The sequence below is a fragment of the Lutibacter agarilyticus genome (assembly GCF_900188235.1).
GTDB classification, from domain to species: domain Bacteria; phylum Bacteroidota; class Bacteroidia; order Flavobacteriales; family Flavobacteriaceae; genus Lutibacter; species Lutibacter agarilyticus.
The window spans coordinates 1-20,812 of sequence record NZ_FZNT01000011.1 but is presented as its reverse complement, the minus strand read 5'-3'; the positions used below and the strand labels follow the sequence as shown (position 1 = coordinate 20,812).

Annotated in this window: 15 protein-coding genes; 13 read left to right on the top strand and 2 right to left on the bottom strand. The window is 30.5% G+C overall.

Annotated features, from left to right (window positions below):
• Nucleotides 1-49: 49 nt before the first annotated feature.
• From CHB67_RS15590 to CHB67_RS15535, 12 genes are all read left to right on the top strand, one after another.
• A complete protein-coding gene (locus CHB67_RS15590) occupies nucleotides 50-262 on the top strand; it encodes a hypothetical protein (protein WP_089382732.1) in 213 nt (70 codons plus the stop codon).
• 5 nt (nucleotides 263-267) lie between these two features.
• Entirely contained in the window at nucleotides 268-1,452 is a 1,185-nt protein-coding gene (locus CHB67_RS15585; RefSeq protein ID WP_089382731.1) for a glycosyltransferase family 4 protein, read from the top strand.
• Nucleotides 1,449-2,552 carry a glycosyltransferase gene (locus CHB67_RS15580; RefSeq protein WP_089382730.1) on the top strand — a complete coding sequence of 368 codons (1,104 nt, stop codon included), beginning with the start codon at nucleotides 1,449-1,451 and terminating at the stop codon, nucleotides 2,550-2,552. The genes CHB67_RS15585 and CHB67_RS15580 overlap by 4 nt, the downstream gene beginning before the upstream one ends.
• A gap of 12 nt (nucleotides 2,553-2,564) precedes the next feature.
• On the top strand, nucleotides 2,565-3,803 hold the full coding sequence (locus tag CHB67_RS15575; protein ID WP_089382729.1) for a hypothetical protein: 1,239 nt from the start codon (nucleotides 2,565-2,567) through the stop codon (nucleotides 3,801-3,803).
• Complete coding sequence (locus CHB67_RS15570) at nucleotides 3,796-4,671, top strand: glycosyltransferase family 2 protein (RefSeq protein WP_089382728.1); 876 nt, start codon at nucleotides 3,796-3,798, stop codon at nucleotides 4,669-4,671. The genes CHB67_RS15575 and CHB67_RS15570 overlap by 8 nt, the downstream gene beginning before the upstream one ends.
• A gap of 17 nt (nucleotides 4,672-4,688) precedes the next feature.
• The gene (locus CHB67_RS15565; RefSeq protein ID WP_089382727.1) at nucleotides 4,689-5,792 is read left to right on the top strand and encodes a glycosyltransferase family 4 protein; all 1,104 of its coding nucleotides are present in this window, start codon (nucleotides 4,689-4,691) and stop codon (nucleotides 5,790-5,792) included.
• 195 nt (nucleotides 5,793-5,987) lie between these two features.
• Nucleotides 5,988-7,055 carry a glycosyltransferase gene (locus tag CHB67_RS15560; protein WP_089382726.1) on the top strand — a complete coding sequence of 356 codons (1,068 nt, stop codon included), beginning with the start codon at nucleotides 5,988-5,990 and terminating at the stop codon, nucleotides 7,053-7,055.
• Between the two features lie 2 nt (nucleotides 7,056-7,057).
• Nucleotides 7,058-8,248, top strand: a complete 1,191-nt coding sequence (locus CHB67_RS15555) for a glycosyltransferase family 4 protein (RefSeq protein ID WP_089382725.1) — start codon at nucleotides 7,058-7,060, stop codon at nucleotides 8,246-8,248.
• 19 nt (nucleotides 8,249-8,267) lie between these two features.
• On the top strand, nucleotides 8,268-8,897 hold the full coding sequence (locus CHB67_RS15550) for a GNAT family N-acetyltransferase (protein WP_089382724.1): 630 nt from the start codon (nucleotides 8,268-8,270) through the stop codon (nucleotides 8,895-8,897).
• A gap of 237 nt (nucleotides 8,898-9,134) precedes the next feature.
• Complete coding sequence (locus CHB67_RS15545; RefSeq protein ID WP_089382723.1) at nucleotides 9,135-10,958, top strand: acyltransferase family protein; 1,824 nt, start codon at nucleotides 9,135-9,137, stop codon at nucleotides 10,956-10,958.
• 89 nt (nucleotides 10,959-11,047) lie between these two features.
• Nucleotides 11,048-12,259 carry a DegT/DnrJ/EryC1/StrS family aminotransferase gene (locus CHB67_RS15540; RefSeq protein WP_089382722.1) on the top strand — a complete coding sequence of 404 codons (1,212 nt, stop codon included), beginning with the start codon at nucleotides 11,048-11,050 and terminating at the stop codon, nucleotides 12,257-12,259.
• 1 nt (nucleotide 12,260) lies between these two features.
• Nucleotides 12,261-12,848: a sugar transferase gene (locus tag CHB67_RS15535; protein ID WP_089382721.1), complete on the top strand. Its 588-nt coding sequence runs from the start codon at nucleotides 12,261-12,263 to the stop codon at nucleotides 12,846-12,848.
• A gap of 970 nt (nucleotides 12,849-13,818) precedes the next feature.
• Here the strand turns inward: CHB67_RS15535 and CHB67_RS15530 are convergent.
• Both CHB67_RS15530 and CHB67_RS15525 read right to left on the bottom strand, forming a co-directional pair.
• Nucleotides 13,819-14,892 (bottom strand): nucleotidyltransferase family protein, encoded by a 1,074-nt coding sequence (locus tag CHB67_RS15530; protein WP_176461303.1) that lies wholly within the window; start codon nucleotides 14,890-14,892, stop codon nucleotides 13,819-13,821.
• A gap of 1,683 nt (nucleotides 14,893-16,575) precedes the next feature.
• Nucleotides 16,576-16,959 carry an HU family DNA-binding protein gene (locus CHB67_RS15525; RefSeq protein ID WP_089382719.1) on the bottom strand — a complete coding sequence of 128 codons (384 nt, stop codon included), beginning with the start codon at nucleotides 16,957-16,959 and terminating at the stop codon, nucleotides 16,576-16,578.
• A 976-nt stretch (nucleotides 16,960-17,935) separates the two neighbouring features.
• Here CHB67_RS15525 and CHB67_RS15520 point away from each other — a divergent pair.
• Nucleotides 17,936-19,054: an aminotransferase class I/II-fold pyridoxal phosphate-dependent enzyme gene (locus CHB67_RS15520; RefSeq protein ID WP_141119735.1), complete on the top strand. Its 1,119-nt coding sequence runs from the start codon at nucleotides 17,936-17,938 to the stop codon at nucleotides 19,052-19,054.
• Nucleotides 19,055-20,812 lie beyond the last annotated feature (1,758 nt).

Here is a 20,812-nt window from a genome sequence, read left to right as displayed (position 1 = left end):
GTTATTTTGCAGATAACATAGATGATGAAATTGATTAATGTGAAATATTTTGAAGAAAAAGCCTCAAGAATTATATAGCAAAGCAGCTAAGGCAATTTACTATATAGAAGAGAATCATACACAATATCATAGAATGAAATTTAAAATAGATAATTTAAAAAGGTATATTGTTAATAATTATAAACTGGATGTTAATTTTCCTTTCTTTTTGCCTGAGGTTGACTTAGAAAAAGAAAAAGAATTTGCCACTAGAACAAGATAGTCAGGATGCATATAGGTATTTCATCTCCCGTAACAATACAAGAATTTGTACCTTTTTTAAATAAAGAAAGTCAAGTTAAAGCTAATGGAATAATTGGGTTAAAGGCACCAGCGGTAGATTCTTTAATTCATTCTTTTCTAATACAGGGGCATAAAGTATCTGTTTACACATTAACATTTGAAGTTAAAAACCGAGTTATTTTAAGAGGAGATTTATTAACAATTTATATAAATCCATTAAGAGTAAATGGGAAGCTAAGAGCACTTACCTTTTTTAATAAAGAAATCAATTTTATTTTTGAATCTGTAAAATTAGAACCTCATTTACCAGACATTTTACATGCGCATTGGACGTATGAATATGCGCAAGGAGTTGTTAAATTTAGAAACCGAATTCCTGTAATTATTACAGTGAGGGATTGGGCTCCAAAAATTTTGAAATTAAATTTAAACTATTATAGGTTTGCTCGATATTTAATGGATTTTAGAATTTTTAAAACATCAAATTTAACCTTTTTAGCTAATTCGCCATATATTAAGCAACTTGTAAAGAAAAAATGGAAGAAAGAGGTTGAAGTTATACCAAATTCAATAAGTAATAAATTTATAAAAACAAATTTTACTAATATTGAAAAAAAACGGTACATTATTTCTGTATCTAATAATATTAGTCCAGCTAAAAATATAGAGAAACTTTTAATTGCTTTTCAAAAAATAAATAAAAAATTTGAAGATGTTGAATTAAACTTGGTTGGTAAGCAATTTTATATGAACGTTCCAAAAGTTAAAAAATGGGAAACGATGGGTTTGTTAAACAAGGTGAATTTAATTGGAGAAGTAGACCATAAGAAGTTAATGGAGGAGTATGATAGAGCAATTGTTTTGGTACATCCATCACTAGAAGAGTCTTTTGGAAATATTTTAATTGAAGCATTGGCAAGAGGTTTACCCGTTATTGCTGGTAAATTTTCAGGAGCAGTTCCATATATTCTAGAAAACGGAAAAATTGGTGAATTGTGTGATGTAAGCTCTATAAGTGTAATGGAAAATTCTATGGCCGATATGCTAAATAATAAAGCATTAATGGTGGATTTATCCGAAAAAGGGATTAAACACGTTTGGAGTAAGTATTCACAAGAGGTTGTTTCAAATCAAACCCTAGCTATTTATAATAAACTAATTAAAGAATGAAAATACTTTATATTTTAAATGAGTTGCGTTTTTCTGGGATGGAAATGATGTTGGCTAATTCGTTCTTAGAATGGAAAAAGAATGATATTGAAATTTATATTTTGGCAACTGGTAAAGAAAAAGGAGAGGCATTTGAGTTGTTAACTCTAAAAGGGTATAATGTAAAACATATATCATTTGTTAACAGAAAGTTAAATAGTTTTTTAGAATTAAGAGAATATTTAAAACTTATAAAAGTAGATGTAGTACATATACATACGGAAGCTAATTTTTTAATGCACGCTTTAAATGCTTATTTTAGTGGGCAAAAAAAAATAGTTAGAACTTTTCATAGTATTTTTAAACCGAGACTTTTAGGTAAATTAAGAAGATTATTTGATCGTTTTATTGCGGTGTTTTTAAATATTAAGTATATATCGGTTGGAGATTCTGTTGCTGAAAATGAAGCCAAACATTTTTTAACAAAATCGAAAGTTATTTATAATTGGTATGATAGTAATAGGTTTTTACCAGTTGAATTAAACGATAAAATTGAGATTAGGAAAAAATTAGGCTTAGATAAGCATGTGTTTGTAATCACTTCCATAGGGAATTGTTCCCCTATTAAAAGGCACGAACTTATTCTTGACGCAATTTCTAAATTACCTAAAACTATGAATTGGATTTATTTACATGCAGGTAGAGAAAATAAGTGCTGCGATGAAAGAAAACTGGCAAAAGAACTAGGTATCTATGACAGATGTATGTTTTTAGGGTTAGTTTCAAATCCAGAGGAAATTTTGGGGATTTCTGATGTTTTTATCATGTCTTCTAAATTAGAAGGGCTTGGAAATGCAGCAATTGAAAGTATTGCAGTAGGTATCCCAACGCTGTTAGTAAAAGTGCCGGGGCTTAATGATGTTTTAAAACTAGTACCTGATGCTATAGGGTATGATCCAAATTGCGAAGCTCTAGTTAGTGCAATAAGTAATATTTATAATTTGGTTATTGAAGAGAAAATTACTTTGTCAAAAGGTTTAGTTCAAAGTGCGATTGATTTATTTTCAATTTCAAAAGGTGTAGCTAATTATGCCAATTTTTACTCAAAAGTTATTAATTGATTTTGAAAGATTATGGTTTTAAATGCTAATATTATTTATTGGAGAATTGCTGTTTTAATTTTACTATTAAGTTCTATGGTCTCTCCATTTATTAGTTTAATTTATAGAGGGTATGTAGGGCTTATACCTTTATTGGTTATTTCACTTTTTTTAGTTTTTTCAGGTAAAAGCGGTGATTATATTATTAATACTAATTATAAAAGTTATAAGTTAAATAGAACAATGTTCTTATTTTTAATTTTGTTTATTGTTGGTGTAGCATTTACTTTTTTACGTGGAGCTAACGATTATCAGTATTTTATCTCAATTATCTTATTACCAATATATTTTTCAATAGGTCTGTTTTCATCAAAAAATCAATTATATAAGGATTTTGCTATAAAAAGTATATTGGTTTTTATTTTACTTAATATTTTATTTACAGGACAATCCATAGGTGAAAATGAAAGCGCTCGGCAAATTTACTCAGATTCAGATCTTAGTTTGACTTCCGGAACTTCTGGCTTTTGGGCACTCATTGGTGTTTTTTCACCTCTTTTTATTAATTTAGTTATAAAGCAAAAAACAGTTTTTAAAAAAGGAATTTATGCGCTACCTCTTTTATTTATAGTATATAAGTTATCTTTTTCAGGTTTTGCTACACCAATAGCACTATTTTTAATTAATTTATTAACCATGGGGGTGCTTTATTTATTTAATAATAAAAAGAATATAGTTGTTTTTTTTAAAGCAAGCTTTATTTTTTTAGCATTATCTATTTTAACATTTTTTTTATTCAATTTTTTTTTAAACTCAAATATAACTGCAATAGAGGATGTTAAATGGCGATTTAATAATTTTATCGAAAATCCATCAGGAGGCGGGTACGATTATGGATCGGGAGGTATTTCAAGGTTTGTATTAATGGAATTTTCTTGGAATACTTTTGTAGATAAAATGATGTTTGGTGGTGGAGGTAATATTCGTGCAACAATTTATGAGGGTGTGATAGGAGGGCATTCTTCAGCAATTGATCTTTTAGCAGTAATGGGTATTTTTGGTGGAGGAGGTGCTTTTTTATTTTTTATGTTAAAAAGTTTAAAAAATTCATACAGGCTTATGAAATATAAAAATAATTTTAATACAATTTGTAATTTTTCCGTAGTAATATCTATGATTATAGGAGGTATAATGAATCCTTATTGGTCAGGTCCAATTCTAATGTGTTATTTACTAGTTGTAAATATTTATAAATTAGATTATAATGGATAAGATAGCGGTTTTAATGACTTGTCATAATAGAATAAATTTAACTTTGGAATGTTTAAGGTATTTATATTTTGCTTATGAAAAATCGGAATTAAAATTCAATTTAGATGTCTTCTTAACTGATGATGGTTCTATTGATGGCACAAGTGATGCCGTTGCTCTTAACTATCCAAATGTAAAGTTGTTAAAAGGAAATGGGAATCTATTTTGGGCAGGAGGTATGAGGAATTCTTGGGAATATGCATTGAAAAATGATTATGATGGTTATTTGCTGCTTAATGATGATACACTAGTATTGGAAAATTTATTTTTAGAAATAGTTTCTACTCAAAAATATGCTTTCAAAAATTTTGGTATTGGGGGTGTTTATATTGGTTCAACTCGAGATCAAACAAAAGGTAATCGCACTTATGGGGGGGCTAAACTTAAGAATAAATTTTTATTTACCTATGACAAATTACAACCTAGTAAGAAAATTCAAGAATGTAATTTAGGAAACGCAAACATAATGTATGTATCAAATAATGTTGTGAAACAAATTGGGATATTATCAGAAGTGTATATACATGGAGTGGCAGATTATGACTATACGTTAAATGCTGTTAGACATAGAATTCCAGTATTGTTAATGAAAGATTATTTAGGAACTTGTTCTAATAATAAAAGCAATAAGTTTGAAATATTTACGAACCTAACATTTAAAAAAAGAATTGATTTTTTGTACAATCCCTTAGGTATGGCATTTATAGATAATTTACACTTAATGAAAAGGTTTTTCCCTTTAAGATTACCAGCTGTGTTTATTATGGGATGGGTTAAAGTTTTAATTCCAAAAGTATATATAGATTTTCAGAATAGAATAAGACATTAATATTTATTTAAATTAATATGAAAAAATCATATTGTTGTATTTTTAATTTAGCAGCCCATTATAGAGCTCCAATCTATAAGTTGATGGATAAAGAGCTAAATTGTGATTTTTATATTGGAGACAGAGTGTTTAATCCAATAAAAAAGATGGATTATTCAGAGTTATACGGCTTTAAAAAAAATCTAAAATTTACACCAATAATGGGTGGTTTTTATTGGCAAAAAGGAGCAGTTCAATTAGTTTTTAAAAAAATATATTCTCACTTTATTTTAATTGGAGAACCGCATTGTATTTCTACGTGGCTTATTTTAATATTTGCAAAAATTTTAAATAAAGAAACCTTTGTCTGGACACATGGTTGGTATGGTCGTGAAAATATTCTTAAGAAAGTTTTAAAAAAAATATTTTTTTCTCTTTCCACTAAAGTTTTGCTTTACGGAGATTATGCTAAAAAATTGATGGAAAAAGAAGGGTTTAAAAAAAATAAAATGATATGTATCTATAATTCTTTGGATTATGATAAGCAAATTAGTATTAGGAAAAAATTAAAATCATCAGAAATATATTTGAATTATTTTAGGAATGAAGCCCCTGTTATTTTATATATTGGGAGAATCCAAAAAGTTAAAAAACTAGATTTATTAATTGAATCAATAAATAAATTAAATGACAGAGGTTCTAATTGTAATCTTATTATAATTGGTGAAAAGTCAGAAGAAATATCTTTTTTAAATAATATTATAGGGAATGAACGTAATATTTGGTTATATGGTCCTTGTTATGATGAAAATAAAATAGGAGAGCTTATTTTTAATGCAAGTGTTTGCGTATCGCCAGGTAATGTAGGGTTAACCGCTATGCATAGTTTAGTTTACGGCACACCAATTATAACTCATGATAATTTTAGTAATCAGATGCCCGAATTTGAGGCGATAACTGAAGGGTTGACGGGGTCATTTTTTAAGGAGGATTCTCTTGAGAGTCTTTGTTTGAATATTGAAAAATGGATTGGTTTTTCTGATAAAAAAAGAGATTTTGTTAGAAACAATTGTTATAGAATTATAGATGAAAAATATAATCCACATGTTCAAATTGAAATATTTAAAAAACTTCTTAAATAAGTATATGAAAAAATTACTTCAAATTAACAAAATTGAAAATACGGGCTACAAGATTTTATGCAGGATAATTTAGGATTAAGTATAAAAAAATATGAAATTTCAGGTTTAGATTTGTCAATTATGAAAGAAAATTCATTTTTAAATTCTAAACTAAAATTGAATTAGCTGTTAATATTTATTAAAAAAGTTGAATTAATGCAAATACACGCAACAAATATTTTAGGTTTAGGTGCTTCTCAGGTAGTGAAATCTTTTCTTGACTCGGCTTCAAATATGGGGAAATTGAATTCTTTAAAGATTTATTTACCATTAAAGGGGCCTTTATCTAGTTACAAGCCTGCAACTGGAAGTGTAATACGTTACAAAAGAATTTTTCCAAATGGGTTTTCTAGATTTTTTGAATGTTTTTTTTCAAAATTTATTTTCCCTAATGTACCTACAATTGTTTTAGGGGACATACCTCTAAGAGGTATTAGAGATCAAATTGTATTAGTGCATCAGCCAAATTTAATTTATCCAAGAATAAATAGGTATTCTGGTAAAAGTCTTAATTTCAGAATAAGTAGATTTTTGTTTTCAATAAATCATAAATTTGCAAAAAAAATAATCGTACAAACTGGAGCAATGGCTACGAATTTGATTCTTTCATACCCGAAAATTAAGGACAAGGTAACCGTTTGCCCACAGCCTGTTCCTAATTGGTTAGACAAAAAGAACGGAGATATGAATGTAGTAAATGATAAGAAAAAGAAAATTTTATTTTATCCTGCAGCATTTTATACACATAAGAAACACGATTTTTTATTAAAAATAAACGATTATTGTGAATCAAATAATATAGAATTGAACGATGTAGAAGTTTGGTTAACTCTATTTGATGAAGAGTTCAAGCCTTTTGAATCGATTAAGTGGATAAAGAATCTTGGAAGATTGAATGCTGAAGAAATGAATACTTATTATAATAAAGCTGATGCTTTACTTTTTTTGTCATGTGCAGAAAGTTACGGTTTACCGTTAATTGAGGCTATTACATTAAACTTACCTGTGTTAACAGTTGATTTACCTTATTCTCGTTGGATTTGTGAAAATGAAGGATACTATTATAGGCCATACTCAGAAGCTTCCTTTTTGATGAGTTTAAAGAAGTTGTTGAATGATTTGAAATTAAATATGAAACCAGATTATTCAAAAACTATAACTAAATTTCCTGATTCATGGGATGAAGTAGTTAAGGTTTTTTTTAAGTCAATAAAAAATTATTAATAATGAATATATTATTAATTTCAGCAGTTTTTCCTCCTGAACCGATAGTCTCAGCATCTTTATCTAAAGATATAGCTCATAAATTATCAAAGAATAATAATGTTACGGTACTTTGTCCGAAGCCTACAAGGCCGCATGGTTTTAATTTTGAAAATGAACCAGAAGTTGAAGAATATAATGTTATAAAGTTAAGCTCATATACTTGCTCACCTTCTAAAATAATTGGTCGTTTTATGGAAAGTTATAGTTTTGGGAAACATTGTTATAAGTATATTGTTAGCAATCATAAAAATATTGATGTAATCTATGCAAATACTTGGCCTTTATTGGCACAATATTTTAGTGTTAAGGCTGCAAAAAAATATAAATTACCAATTATAATTCATGTGCAGGATGTGTATCCTGAGTCACTTTCCAATAAAGTGCCTCTTTTTAAATCGATGTTTAATTTTATGCTCTTGCCTATAGATAAATATGTGCTTAAAAATGCAACGAAGATTATTGCCATCTCAAATAAGATGAAAAATTATTTGATAAAGACAAGAAAAGTTGAATCAGAGAAAGTTAATGTTGTTCAAAATTGGCAGGATGAAAGCGTCTTTTTAGACTATGAAGTATCAAATTTAAGTAGATCTACCATAGAAAAACCATTTACATTTATGTATCTTGGAAATATAGGTCCTGTTGCGGGGATAGATTTATTAATTGAAGCATTTGTAAAAGCAGATTTAAAAAATTGCAGATTGGTAATTGCCGGGTCAGGTTCTCAAAAGGAATTACTTCAAGAAAAGGCAAATGCATTAAAACCAGCTAGAATTGAATTTTGGGAGGTTCCAAATGGTAAAGTTCCTGAGATTCAAGCACAAGCAGATGTCATGTTGTTGCCAATTAAAAAGGGAGCAGCAGCAAGCTCAATTCCGTCAAAATTACCAGCATATATGTTTTCAAAGAAACCAATTATTGCTTGTGTAGATGATGATAGCGATACTGCTAGAATTATTAATGCTGCAAATTGTGGTTGGTTGCTAGCACCTGAAAATATAAGTATTTTAGCTGATAAATTTAAATTGGTATTTGCTATCTCAGAGAGTAAACTTTTGGACAAAGGAAATAATGGTTATGATTATGCAATGGAAAATTTATCAAAAAAGAAGAATTTAAATAAATTGGCGTCTTCAATCACAATTATTTAATCATATAAAATTTTATTGCATGAATATTAAACTAGCGAACCTAAATGATTTGAACGAAATAACAGAGTTGCATTGTTTGTCTTTTAAACCCAAAAACCACGTTCCTATGATGTTAGGTGAAAATTATGTTAAAGCTACATACAAATGGTTGATTACATCAAAAGAATCTTACGTATTAATAGGTATAGAGGGAGGAAAGATTATTGGTTTAGTGGCCGTTTGTGATGGGGCATTTACTAAACCTATGTTTATTGCCTGTTTACCAGAGTTTATGTTAAGTATAGTTTTAAAACCAACAAGATTGTTTTCAAAAATGTTATGGGAACGTTTATTGCGTAGACCAGATGTTGATAGTAATAAAATATCAATTATTGATTCTCAAGGTTTTGCACAAATGACTATTGGTGCAGTTGATTCTAATTATAGAGGTTCAGGTATTTTTGGAGAGTTGATTGAAGAAACAAAGAATGTAAGTAAATATAGAGGAAGTAGAGGAATTAGGGCTGGAGTTTATAAAAAAAATAAATCTAGTAGAAGGGTGTTTGAAAAATCAGGTTGGAGAGAAATGAAATATTTAGAAACAAAAGAAACAGTATATTATACTTCCTTTTTTGATGAAGAGTTTAAGAATGAAATGATGAATTTATAAAATAAATTGAAATGATTATACCATTTTCACCTACATATATAGACGATACAATAGTAAATGAAGTCGTTGATTCACTTAATTCTGTTTGGATAACAGGACCGAATGTTAAAGCTCCTGAAGAGGAAATACCGAAGTTTGCAAATAATAATTTTATAAACTTATGATTAATATTTTTGAGAATTCAATATTTATTGGATACCAAATTACATGTTGCTATAAACCTAATAGATTATTTTAATGAAAAAAATGTACCGTACAGATATTGACGGAATGCGTGCTTTTGCAGTAATTTCAGTTATATTATTTCATTTAGGCCTTTTACCAAATGGGTATTTAGGTGTAGATATATTTTTTGTAATAAGTGGATATTTAATTACTGGCATTATTTATAACGAAGTTAAAGAAAATAGGTTCTCAATATTTTCATTTTATGAGAGAAGAATTAGAAGAATTATACCTTTAGTGTTATTCACAACAGTATCTGCATTAATCACAGGTATAATTTTCATGTCTCCAAATGACTTAAATGTATTGAGTCAAAATGTATTAGCTTCAAATTTTTCAATGTTCAATATTTTCATGTATATAACTTCAAATGATTATTGGGCAGTAAGTAATGAATATAATCCAATGATGCACATGTGGAGTCTAGGAATAGAAGAACAATTCTATTTATTATATCCATTTATTTTCTTAATACTAAAAGGAAATAAACAAAAATTTATATTTCCGCTACTTATATTTTTGACATTTATATCACTAGCTTTATTCTATTATAGCAATGATGTTTCTGCAAAGTTCTACTTATTACAATATAGGTTTTTCGAATTATCTTCAGGAGGTATTGCAGCTATTTACTTTAGTAAATGGGAATTAAATAAAAAACAAGTTAAAAAAAGTAAAATTATATTATTTTCAATGATAATTATTATTTTCATAATTATTCAATTTAATATTATCCCAGATAATGATACTAAAATAATAGTTATAACATTTCTTTCAATTGGAGTTCTTACCATAGGGAAGTACCATTTTAATGATAATAAACTGTATAAGTTAATTTTTTCTAATACGATTATATCTAGTTTAGGTAAAATTAGTTTTAGCTTATATTTGTGGCATCAAATAGTTTTTGCATTTGCTAGATACTCATTTAATCTCCATATTAATTCAATAGAATCTATCTTCTTATCCTTTATTATTATTATTACATTATCTGTATTTACTTACTTTTTTGTTGAAAATCCATTGCGTAATAAACAATTCATTGAAACTAAAAATGTATATAAAGTTGTTAGTTTATCTTTTATTATTATAGTTAGCGCTTCGTTTTATATATATAAGATTAATGGTAGGGTAAAAGATTTTCCACAACTTAATATAACTAAGTCACTTGTACCTAGATTATATAATAATTTTGACATTGTAAATAACAGTCCAGCTTTGTATAACGATAGAATTAAAGTTTTAGATAAACCATTTAAGAAAAACAACAACCTAAAAGTATTAATTATTGGAAATAGTTTCGCTCGTGATTTTGCCAATATATTATTAGAAACAAAATTAAAAGAAAGTATAGAACTAAGTTATTTTGATCCATGGAAAGCTGATATAACAACTGAGTTAATTAATAGAACATATAATGCTGATTATATTTTTTATTCTTCTGATATTCCAACTAATAAAATAATGTTTGATATATTAATTAGTAAATTTAAAATAGATATATATAAAGTTTGGGTTGTGGGATTAAAGAATTTTGGTATTAATAATGGTGTATATTATAATTCTACTAAAGAAAGTTTTGGATGTGATACAATTAGAACATCTATAAGGAAAGATATTTGGAAGTCAAATCAAGAATTAAGATTAATATGGAATGATAGATATATAGATCTTATAGAGAATATCATAGATTCCAAAAAGAATGTTCCAGTTTTCACTAAAGATTGTAAATTTATTAGCCATGACACGAGACATTTAACAATATTTGGTGCCTTATTTTTCTCCGATATATTAGAGGAAAGATTAAAAGATATTATAAAAGAAAAAAACTTATAAATACTATTTATTATTATGACTTGTATAGTGTCAGCCAAAAGTGAACTTTTAAAGATGTTTTATAAATTAACGCTCTAAATTAAAATAAAATGATTCCATTTTCTCCTCCAAGAATTGACGATAAAATTATAAAAGAAGTAACAGTCGCTTTACAGTCTGGATGGATCACTACTGGTCCAAGAACAAAATTATTTGAAAAAAAAATTGCAGAATACTGTCATGTATCCGATGTTTTAGCGGTGAATTCATGGACAGCAGGCGCAGAGCTATTGTTATATTGGTATGGTATAAAAGAAGGCGACGAGGTAATTGTCCCGGTTTATACCTATTGTGCCACTGCGAACATTGTAAGGCACCGTGGTGCTAAAGTAGTAATGGTCGATGTTTCAACAGATTTTGGAATTGATGTTTCTAAAATTGAAAAACACATTACCGCCAGAACAAAAGCGATCATCCCTGTTGATGTAGGAGGTTTACCTATTGATTATGCAGCATTAAATGCGCTATTGAATAAAAAAAGTGTCAAAGATTTATTTATTGCTGAAACTGAAAACCAACAAAAATTAGGAAGAATATTGGTCTTGTCTGATGCCGCACATTCATTTGGTGCATCTTACAATCAAAAAAAAGTAGGTTCACAAGCTGATTTCACTGTATTCTCTTTTCACGCTGTTAAAAATTTAACAACAGCTGAAGGGGGAGCAATTTGTATCAATTTACCCAAGCCTTTTGAGAACGAAGAAATTTATAAAATTTTAAATACCCTGTCATTGCACGGACAAAATAAAGATGCCTTGGCCAAGACTCAAAAAGGAAATTGGGAATATGATGTTATAGATGCAGGGTTTAAATGTAATATGACAGATATACTTGCTTCTATAGGTTTGGTAGAATTGGAAAGATATGAAACAGAAACCTTACCAAAACGCAAGGAAATATTTAAAATGTATTCAGAAGGATTGGCTAATTTTGATTGGGCAATAGTTCCGGAATATCATAACAATATGAAAGAATCCTCTTATCATTTATATTTGTTAAGAATTAAAAATTGTAGCAAAGCGCAAAGAGATTTGATCATTCAGGAAATTTTCAATCAGGATGTTTCCGTAAATGTGCATTATAAGCCATTGCCGTTATTATCTTATTACAAATCATTAGGCTACGAATTAAATGATTTCCCAATAGCAAAAGAATTATGGGAGAATGAAATTTCATTGCCTGTTTATTATGAATTAACAGATGAGCAAATTAATAGAGTTATTGAAGTGGTAGTGAATGCTGTAAATAAAATTTTGCAATAAAATGAAAAGAACCTTTGATGTATTGTTGGCTTTTTTTGGGTTAATTGTTATTGCCCCTTTATTATTAGTAATAGGTATTCTTATAAAGCTGACTTCAAAAGGCCCCGTTTTTTATAGACAAGTAAGGGTTGGTAAAAACAATAAAGACTTTAAGATATTCAAGTTTAGAACGATGCGGGTAGATGCAGACAAGCTTGGGTTGTTAACCATTGGAGGTAACGATCCTAGAGTAACAAAAATTGGTTACTATTTGAGAAAATATAAATTAGATGAATTGTCTCAGTTAATCAATGTGCTTATTGGGGATATGAGTTTTGTAGGACCGCGACCAGAAGTTAGAAAGTATGTTGATTTATACAATAAAGAGCAATTAAAGGTGCTCGTTGTAAAACCGGGAATTACAGATTTGGCATCGATTGAATTTAGAAATGAAAATGAAATTTTATCATCACAGGAAAACCCAAATAGTTATTATATAAATGTTATAATGCCTAAAAAACTTCAAATTAATTTAGATTACCTAAAACAAAGAACTTTAATGAAGGATATTGGGGTGATTTTTAAAACATTTTTGGTAATAATAAATTAATGTAAATAAAATAATTAAAACTAGCTAGAATCCAAACAATAAGTTGATGGTTCAAAGGTTACGTCATTTCCAGCTTTATCGGAAATCTTTTAATTGTGTATTTCAAACATACTTTTTAGGATTAATAGCAACAGCTCCCCGCATACGCGAGGATGTCGGTTTGGTTGGTGGTTGTTGATAGCTAGATACCAGATACTGAATACCGGCTTTTGACTCAAAACTTTCAACCTAATACACTATATGATTTGTTATTCCGACGAAGGAGGAAATCGAAGATTAGACGGAGTCAACCACATCCAATGCTCAATTTTATGTGATTTCTCATTGCATTCGAAATGACAAAACATACTTTTTTTTGTATGGAGATTTAAAACATATGTCATTTCCAGCTTGACTGGAAATCTGTTGGTCTTGAGTTCAAATACATTCCCCTCATGAATGGGGCTAGGGGTGTGTATTATTTAGTGAGAAGTGAGACGTTGCTTCGCAGGCTTAACAGTAAATGCTGAACGGTGAATAGTGATTGCCAACTGCTAACAGCTAATAGCTAACAAACACGTCATTGACTCTGTCGAATCTTCGATTTCTCGCGAATGCGGGAATCTTTTGCATTGGAGTTTCAATGTGAAAGAATACTTCTCGATACAATTTTACTACGTTTCACTGTGTTAAATCGCTCGAAGTTACGGTATAGCTACGTCAAGTCATCTCCAACTTGATTACTCACTTTACTTTTTTTTAAGCTAAAGAGTTCGTGAATCTTCGATTTGGAGATCTTTTACATTGAAACCCGGAACAACTATGTTGAGATGCTGAACCAATTTCAGTATGACGAGAACAAAAAGAAGCCTATTGCATTGGATCATCAATTAGCTAAAGAGATTATCGCAAAAAAAGCTTTAGAGTTAGCTTACTGAAAAACAAAACTTCTAATTTGAACTGATAGAAATTCACTTCCAATCATAATAATTTATCTGAAAAACTGTATTTTAAGTTTTTTATAAAAATGTTTTCTTTCTTTTATCAGATCAGTTCTATATTTTTTGTTAGAAATAAAAAACCAAAAGTGTGCTACGAGAAAAGTTACAAGATCTACAAAAAAGAATATTTTATTCCAGATAATATTGAACCATCTATGTTTCGTTTTGAAAATATAAAAGGCTAAGTATAGCTTATTGGTAATTGTAGTTGATGGTATATTATTGAAATCTTTTATTAGAAATGGATGTAGTAAAAAGTAATTTTTAAATAAACCTTTGGAATAATAAAAATTAAAATCGATTGTTGAATTTTCTTTTAAAATTAATTCAGTATCATAGGCAGTTCTAAGGTTAACAAAAACAAGATAATTTCCTTGATCATTTAATTGTAAATTTAGGATGTTATGTTCAAATAAATGTTGATCATTAGGAATTGAAATACCGTTTATGATTCTTTTTTTTATAAAAATTTCATTAACTATTAAACAATTAAAGTACTTTCTTTTTAAAACGTTTCTATGTATTTCAACAGCAGCGAGTACTGTTTTTTTTGCAAGTCTAGGAAGGTGTTGATATTCAAAGTATTTGTCTCCAAAACTTACATTTGATTTATAATCTTCTTTCAGTAGAAGTTCATAAGCTTCATCCAATTGATTTGAAGCAACCAACACATCAATATCACCAATCATACGCTCCCCAATATCCTGATAATAATTACCAGCAAGTAAAGCACTTCCTTTTAAAAATACGTGATCTATTTGATGTTTGTTAAATAGTTCACTAATTGCTGTGACTTCCTTTAAAATTCCTAGGTTCCTATTCCGATTGATGGCGGTAATTTCTTCCAGGTACAGAACTAAATCCTCAGGTAAACAATGCAACAATTGCTTTTCTTTGAGTCGGCAATACATAGCAGGTAACACCAAATGCCTACTACCAATTGTTACAAGGGCATCCCAATTGAAGTGTTCTTTTTGTAAAGTGATTTTTAATAAATGAGGATCACTTTTAAAACTTAAAATGGCACCTATAGTTTCTAATGTTTTTAATTGACTGTTTACCAAGATTTGTTAATTAATTTAAATGATTTGTTTGTAAATGTAAAAAAAACTTAGCCATAGTCGGAGATCTTTTGCATTGAAGTTTTATGCTGATTTTCTTCCACACGCCACCAGGCCCTGTCGCTAAAAATGTTCACTGAACATTTTCTTTACGCTCAGTCAACTCTTGAGAGGGGCTAGGGGTATGTATTGTTTAGTGAGATGTAAGAAGTTGCTTCGCTGGCTTAACAGTAAATGCTGAACGGTGAATAGTGATTGCCAACTGCCAAAAGCTAACAGCTGATAGCTAACAAACACGTCATTCTCGCGGATGCGGGAATCTTTTGCATTGGAGTTTCAATGTGAAAGATTACTTCTCGATACAATTTTACTACGTTTCACTGCGTTAAATCACTCGAAGTGACGGTATAGCTACGTCAAGTCATCTCCAACTTGATTACTCACTTTTCTTTTTTATTTTAAGCTAAAGAGTTCGTGAATCTTCGATTTGGAGATCTTTTACATTGGAGTTCTAATGAGTGAGACCCCAGTCAAGCTAAGGGTGACGATGAAATGAACCGTCATTCTCAACTTGATTGGAGATCTTTACTATTGAAATCCGGAACGATTATGATGAGATGCTGAAACAAGTTAAGCATGGCGAAAGTATAATTCCCCTCTTGAGAGGGGCTAGGGGTGTGTTTAGTATGACAGTTGATTGCCGTCAAAAAGAACACCGAAAATACGTCATTTCCAGCTTGACTGGAAATCTGTTTGTTATGTGGTTCAAATGTTGTTTATATTGCTTGTAGCAAGAGCTCCCCGCATACGCGAGAAATCGAAGATTCGACGGAGTCAATGACGTTTTTTTTGAGCTGTTGGCTTTTTGCAGTTAGCTTTTGGTTTAATAATGCATATTTACGTCATTTCCTGCTTGACTGGAAATCTGTTTGTTATGTGGTTCAAATGTTTTTTATATTGCTTGTAGCAACAGCTCCCTGCATACGTGAGAAATCGAAGATTCGACGGAGTCAATGACGTTGTTTTTGAGCTGTTTGATTTTAGACTTTCAACTTAACAATAACATAAGGCGTGGTATTACGTTAAATTACTTTAGGTATAAACTTCTAATATTTAATATCAAACTTTGTATCTATTACACACCCCTAACCCCTCTCAAGAGGGGAGTTAATACGTCATTTCCAGCTTGACTGGAAATCTGTTTGTTCTGTGGTTCAAAAGTTTGTTTTTACTACTAATAGCAACAGCTCCCCGCATTCGCGAGAAATCGAAGATTCGACGGAGTCAATGACGTTTTTTTTGAGCTGTTGGCTTTTTGCAGTTAGCTTTTGGTTTAATAATGCATATTTACGTCATTTCCAGCTTGACTGGAAATCTGTTTGTTCTGTGGTTCAAAGGTTGTTTATATTGCTTGTAGCAACAGCTCCCCACATACGCGAGAAATCGAAGATTCGACGGAGTCAATGATGTTGTTTTTGAGCTGTTGGCTTTGGGCCGTTTGCCAATAGCTTTCAACTTTAAACTCAATAATAAACGCCAATGCAATAACTGGAACAAATAATTCAAAAGTCGGTCGACAAAAAATAAAAGTCGGGCAACTTTTAAAATAAGTCGGCCGACTTTTAAAAAAAGACGTAAAAAAAGGCGTTCAAAATGAACGCCTTTTAGTTAATAAATTACTAGAAATTAATCAGAAACCAGTTGGTAATCAATACCACCTAATTGCTTTTGAAATTCTTTAGATGGTCTAAAACGTACGTTTAAACTACGAATTTTAGAAACCGTAAATTCCTCAGGACTTGCAACCGTTTCCGAAGAAATGGTAGATCTAAACGTACCAAAATCACCTAATTTGATAATTTTCCCATTGAGTATTTCATCAGGAATGATTTGTAACAAACCTTCCAATACTGCCATCGCATCCATAGAGCTCACCGTACTTTCACGACTGATACGTTTTGCAAAGTCTCTTAATGTTAGGGCCTCCTGTTTTTGTTTTACAGGAATATATTTATTTGGAGCAGCTAAATCCGTTGGATTAACTTGCTCTTTTAATTTATATTTAATCATTCTATTATTTACTTAAAAATTACACATATGCTTTTGAATAGTTTTTAAAAGGAACTATTCACGACAAACCTTGTACGCATTCGAGACACCTTCCTTGGGAAGTGAACAATCCATCGATTTTAGGGTATTCAATTGTAAATAAATTTGTTACAATGTGTTTGTTGCTTAAATTAAGTCATACATCTTACCATTACCAATGCAAAATATTGGATTTTTTTATTTATTAAAAAAAATTTGGTAAGCTAAAAGAAGAAGTGTATTTTTGTTTCATCGAAAAACATACAGCGCTTCTTTTAGCGTTACAATATACCAAGTTCTAAAGCGCCAACTTTAGGACTTTGTTGTTTCTACAGCATAGTTTAGATAAACTAACTGTTGAAAAAGTAGTTCGCACTACTTTTATAGGTTCGTAAAAATCAATGATACTTATAAGCAATTTTATTTGATTTTCATATTTCAAATATATAGAATATAACAATACATTTTACATTACGCAAGAAAAAAATGCAAAAAAAGTTGTTTTATTCAATAATTAAAGTTATTTTTGCAAAAACTATAACGTAAACATATTGAAATTCAATAAGTTGTACGTTAGGTACTTCGCTTAAAAAAAATTAATTTTTTTATATTATTTTCTTTTTTTTGTTGTTTTTCACCTTTTTTTAATAAAAATGATGCTTTCAAAAAGCGTAAAAACCGCTAATTTTGTTTAGAATCTTTTTTTTGTAGTCTTTTTTTGTTAGAAATGAAGTTGACATAATAGGTTACTTCTTTCTTGGTAAGCCTTCACAAAGAATCCCGCAATTTAATAGTTTACACAGGTTGAAAAATAAACGGATTTCCATTCAAAATGAGAACTTCAACTATTTATAGGAGTGGAAAATGAAATCTAAAGATGATCAACGAATCTTAAAATTGAAAAACCAACCGTTAAAACCCGTCATTTTGTATAAAAAATGTATTTTTAACCACACGTATGAAAAATAAGATTTTACTATCTCCACCACATATGTCTGGTGCTGAATTAACATACATTCAACAAGCTTTTGAAGCCAATTGGGTTGCTCCAAAGGGTGCTCAAATTGATGATTTTGAGCAAGAATTAGCAGCGTGTTTAACGACATTAAACAAAGTAGTTGCATTAAATTCAGGAACTTCGGCAATACATTTGGCATTGCTTCTTTTAGGAATTAAAAAAGAAGATCGTGTACTGTGTCAGAGTTTTACTTTTGCAGCAACGGTAAATCCGGTAGGGTATCTTGGAGCAACACCTGTTTTTGTAGATAGCGAAACGGATACTTGGAATGTATGCCCAATGTTATTAGAAGAAGCCATTCAAGATCAAATTTCAAAAGGCAATAAACCCAAAGCTATGATTGTAGTCCACGGCTATGGAATGCCTTGTAAAATTCATGAGATTCTAGAAATAGGTCTAACATACAACATTCCTATTGTTGAAGATGCGGCAAGTGCACTAGGAAGCAGTGTTGATAATCAAAAATGTGGGACTTTCGGGGAGTTTGGAGTGGTATCGTTTAACGGTAATAAAATCATTACCACTTCAGGAGGAGGTGCATTGCTATGTAAAGATGCCGCAACAAAACAAAAAGCGGTGTATTTAGCAACCCAAGCGCGTGACAATAAACCCCATTACCAGCATTCAGAAATTGGGTACAATTACCGAATGAGCAATATTATTGCAGGGATAGGAAGAGGGCAATTGGAAGTATTGGATGAGCGTGTTGCCGCTAGAAGAAGTAATTTTGAGTTTTATAAAAACTCGTTTAAAGGAATTTCAACACTTGAATTTTTAGAAGCGCCGACAGGTTATTATGCTAATAGATGGTTAACCTGTATTACAACCCCTTCTTATGAAATTAGAGAACAATTACGTTTGGCGTTGGAAAAAGAAAACATAGAAGCACGTCCGTTATGGAAACCAATGCATCAACAACCTATTTTTGAAAAGTATCCTAGTTATATCAATGGTGTTTCAGATGATTTGTTTGAACGTGGTTTGTGTTTACCTAGTGGATCTAATTTAAGTGAAGCGGATTTGCAACGGGTTTGTGCGTGTGTTAAAAAGAATGTTTGAAGTTTTTTAGTGAGACGTGAGACGTTGCTTCGCGGGCTCAGCGGTGAGAAGTGAGAAGTGAGAAGTGAGACGTGAGACGTGAGACGTGAGACGTGAGACGTGAGACGTTGCTTCGCGGGCTCAGCAGTAACCTGCCCCAAGAAACCCGTCATCTCCAACTTAATTACTCACTTTTCTTTTTTATTTTAAGCTAAAGAGTTCGTGAATCTTCGATTTGGGAATCTTTTGGTTTGGAGTTAAAAACAATTATTTTAGACAACTTCTTGATACAATTTTACTACGTTTCACTACGTTAAATCACTCGAAGTGACGGTTTATTTGCTGTGTCACGTCATTCCCGTGAAAACGGGAATCTTTTGTATTGAAGTTCAAATGTAAAAGACCCCCAGTCAAGCTGAGGGTGACGGTGAAATGAAGCGTCATTCCCAACTTGATTGGAGATCTTTACTATTGAAATCCGGAACGATTATGATGAGATGCTGAAACAAGTTCAGCATGACGAAAATATAATTCCCCTCTTGAGAGGGGCTAGGGGTGTGTTTAGTATGACAGTTGATTGCCGTGAAAAAGAACACCGAAATTACGTCATTTCCAGCTTGACTGGAAATCTGTTGGTGCTGTGGTTCAAAGGTTGTTTTTACTACTAATAGCAACAGCTCCCCGCATTCGCGAGGATGACGGTTTGGTTGGTGGTAGCTAGATACCAAATACTAGCTTTCGACTCAAAACTTTCAACCTAATACACTATATGATTTGTCATTCCGACGAAGGAGGAACCACATCCAATGCTCAATTTTATGAGATTTCTCATTGCATTCGAAATGACAAAATAGACTTTTTTGTTCTATTGAGGTTCAAAGCCAACGTCATTTCCAGCTTGACTGGAAATCTGTTGGTGCTGTGGTTCAAATGTTGTTTATATTGCTTGTAGCAACAGATCCCCGCATACGCGAGGATGACGGTTTGGTTGTTGGTTGTTGGTAGCTAGATACCAAATACTAGCTTTCGACTCAAAACTTTCAACCTAATACACTATATGATTTGTCATTCCGACGAAGGAGGAACCACATCCAATGCTCAATTTTATGAGATTTCTCATTGTATTCGAAATGACAAAATACACTTTTTTGTTCTATTGAGGTTCAAAGCCAACGTCATTTCCAGCTTGACTGGAAATCTGTTTGTTCTGTGGTTCAAATGTTTGTTTTTACTACTAGTAGCAACAGCCCCCCACATACGTAAGAAATCTAAGATTCGACGGAGTCAATGATGTTGTTTTTGAGCTGTATGATTTTAGTCTTTCAACTTAACAATAACATAAGGCGTGGTATTACGTTTTATTACTTTAGATATAAAACTTCTAATATTTAATATCAAACTTTGTGTCTATTATACGGGGAGTTAATATGTCATTTCCAGCTTGACTGGAAATCTGTTTGTTCTGTGGTTCAAAAGTTTGTTTTTACTACTAATAGCAACAGCTCTCCACATACGTAAAAAATCGAAGATTCGACGGAGCCAATGATGTTGTTTTTGAGCTGTTTGATTTTAGACTTTCAACTTAATAATAACATAAGGCATGGTATTACGTTAAATTACTTTAGGTATAAAACTTCTAATATTTAATATCAAACTTTGTGTCTATTACACGGGGAGTTAATACGTCATTTCCAGCTTGACTGGAAATCTGTTTGTTCTGTGGTTCAAAAGTTTGTTTTTACTACTAATAGCAACAGCTCTCCACATACGTAAAAAATC

What these genes read in the sequence shown, in the direction of transcription:
- CHB67_RS15585 (WP_089382731.1), top strand. Translation starts at nt 268, where the DNA reads ATGCATATAGGTATTTCATCTCCCGTAACAATACAAGAATTTGTACCT.
- CHB67_RS15580 (WP_089382730.1), top strand. Translation starts at nt 1,449, where the DNA reads ATGAAAATACTTTATATTTTAAATGAGTTGCGTTTTTCTGGGATGGAA.
- CHB67_RS15575 (WP_089382729.1), top strand. Translation starts at nt 2,565, where the DNA reads ATGGTTTTAAATGCTAATATTATTTATTGGAGAATTGCTGTTTTAATT.
- CHB67_RS15570 (WP_089382728.1), top strand. Translation starts at nt 3,796, where the DNA reads ATGGATAAGATAGCGGTTTTAATGACTTGTCATAATAGAATAAATTTA.
- CHB67_RS15565 (WP_089382727.1), top strand. Translation starts at nt 4,689, where the DNA reads ATGAAAAAATCATATTGTTGTATTTTTAATTTAGCAGCCCATTATAGA.
- CHB67_RS15560 (WP_089382726.1), top strand. Translation starts at nt 5,988, where the DNA reads ATGCAAATACACGCAACAAATATTTTAGGTTTAGGTGCTTCTCAGGTA.
- CHB67_RS15555 (WP_089382725.1), top strand. Translation starts at nt 7,058, where the DNA reads ATGAATATATTATTAATTTCAGCAGTTTTTCCTCCTGAACCGATAGTC.
- CHB67_RS15550 (WP_089382724.1), top strand. Translation starts at nt 8,268, where the DNA reads ATGAATATTAAACTAGCGAACCTAAATGATTTGAACGAAATAACAGAG.
- CHB67_RS15545 (WP_089382723.1), top strand. Translation starts at nt 9,135, where the DNA reads ATGAAAAAAATGTACCGTACAGATATTGACGGAATGCGTGCTTTTGCA.
- CHB67_RS15540 (WP_089382722.1), top strand. Translation starts at nt 11,048, where the DNA reads ATGATTCCATTTTCTCCTCCAAGAATTGACGATAAAATTATAAAAGAA.
- CHB67_RS15535 (WP_089382721.1), top strand. Translation starts at nt 12,261, where the DNA reads ATGAAAAGAACCTTTGATGTATTGTTGGCTTTTTTTGGGTTAATTGTT.
- CHB67_RS15525 (WP_089382719.1), bottom strand. Translation starts at nt 16,959, where the DNA reads ATGATTAAATATAAATTAAAAGAGCAAGTTAATCCAACGGATTTAGCT.
- CHB67_RS15520 (WP_141119735.1), top strand. Translation starts at nt 17,936, where the DNA reads ATGAAAAATAAGATTTTACTATCTCCACCACATATGTCTGGTGCTGAA.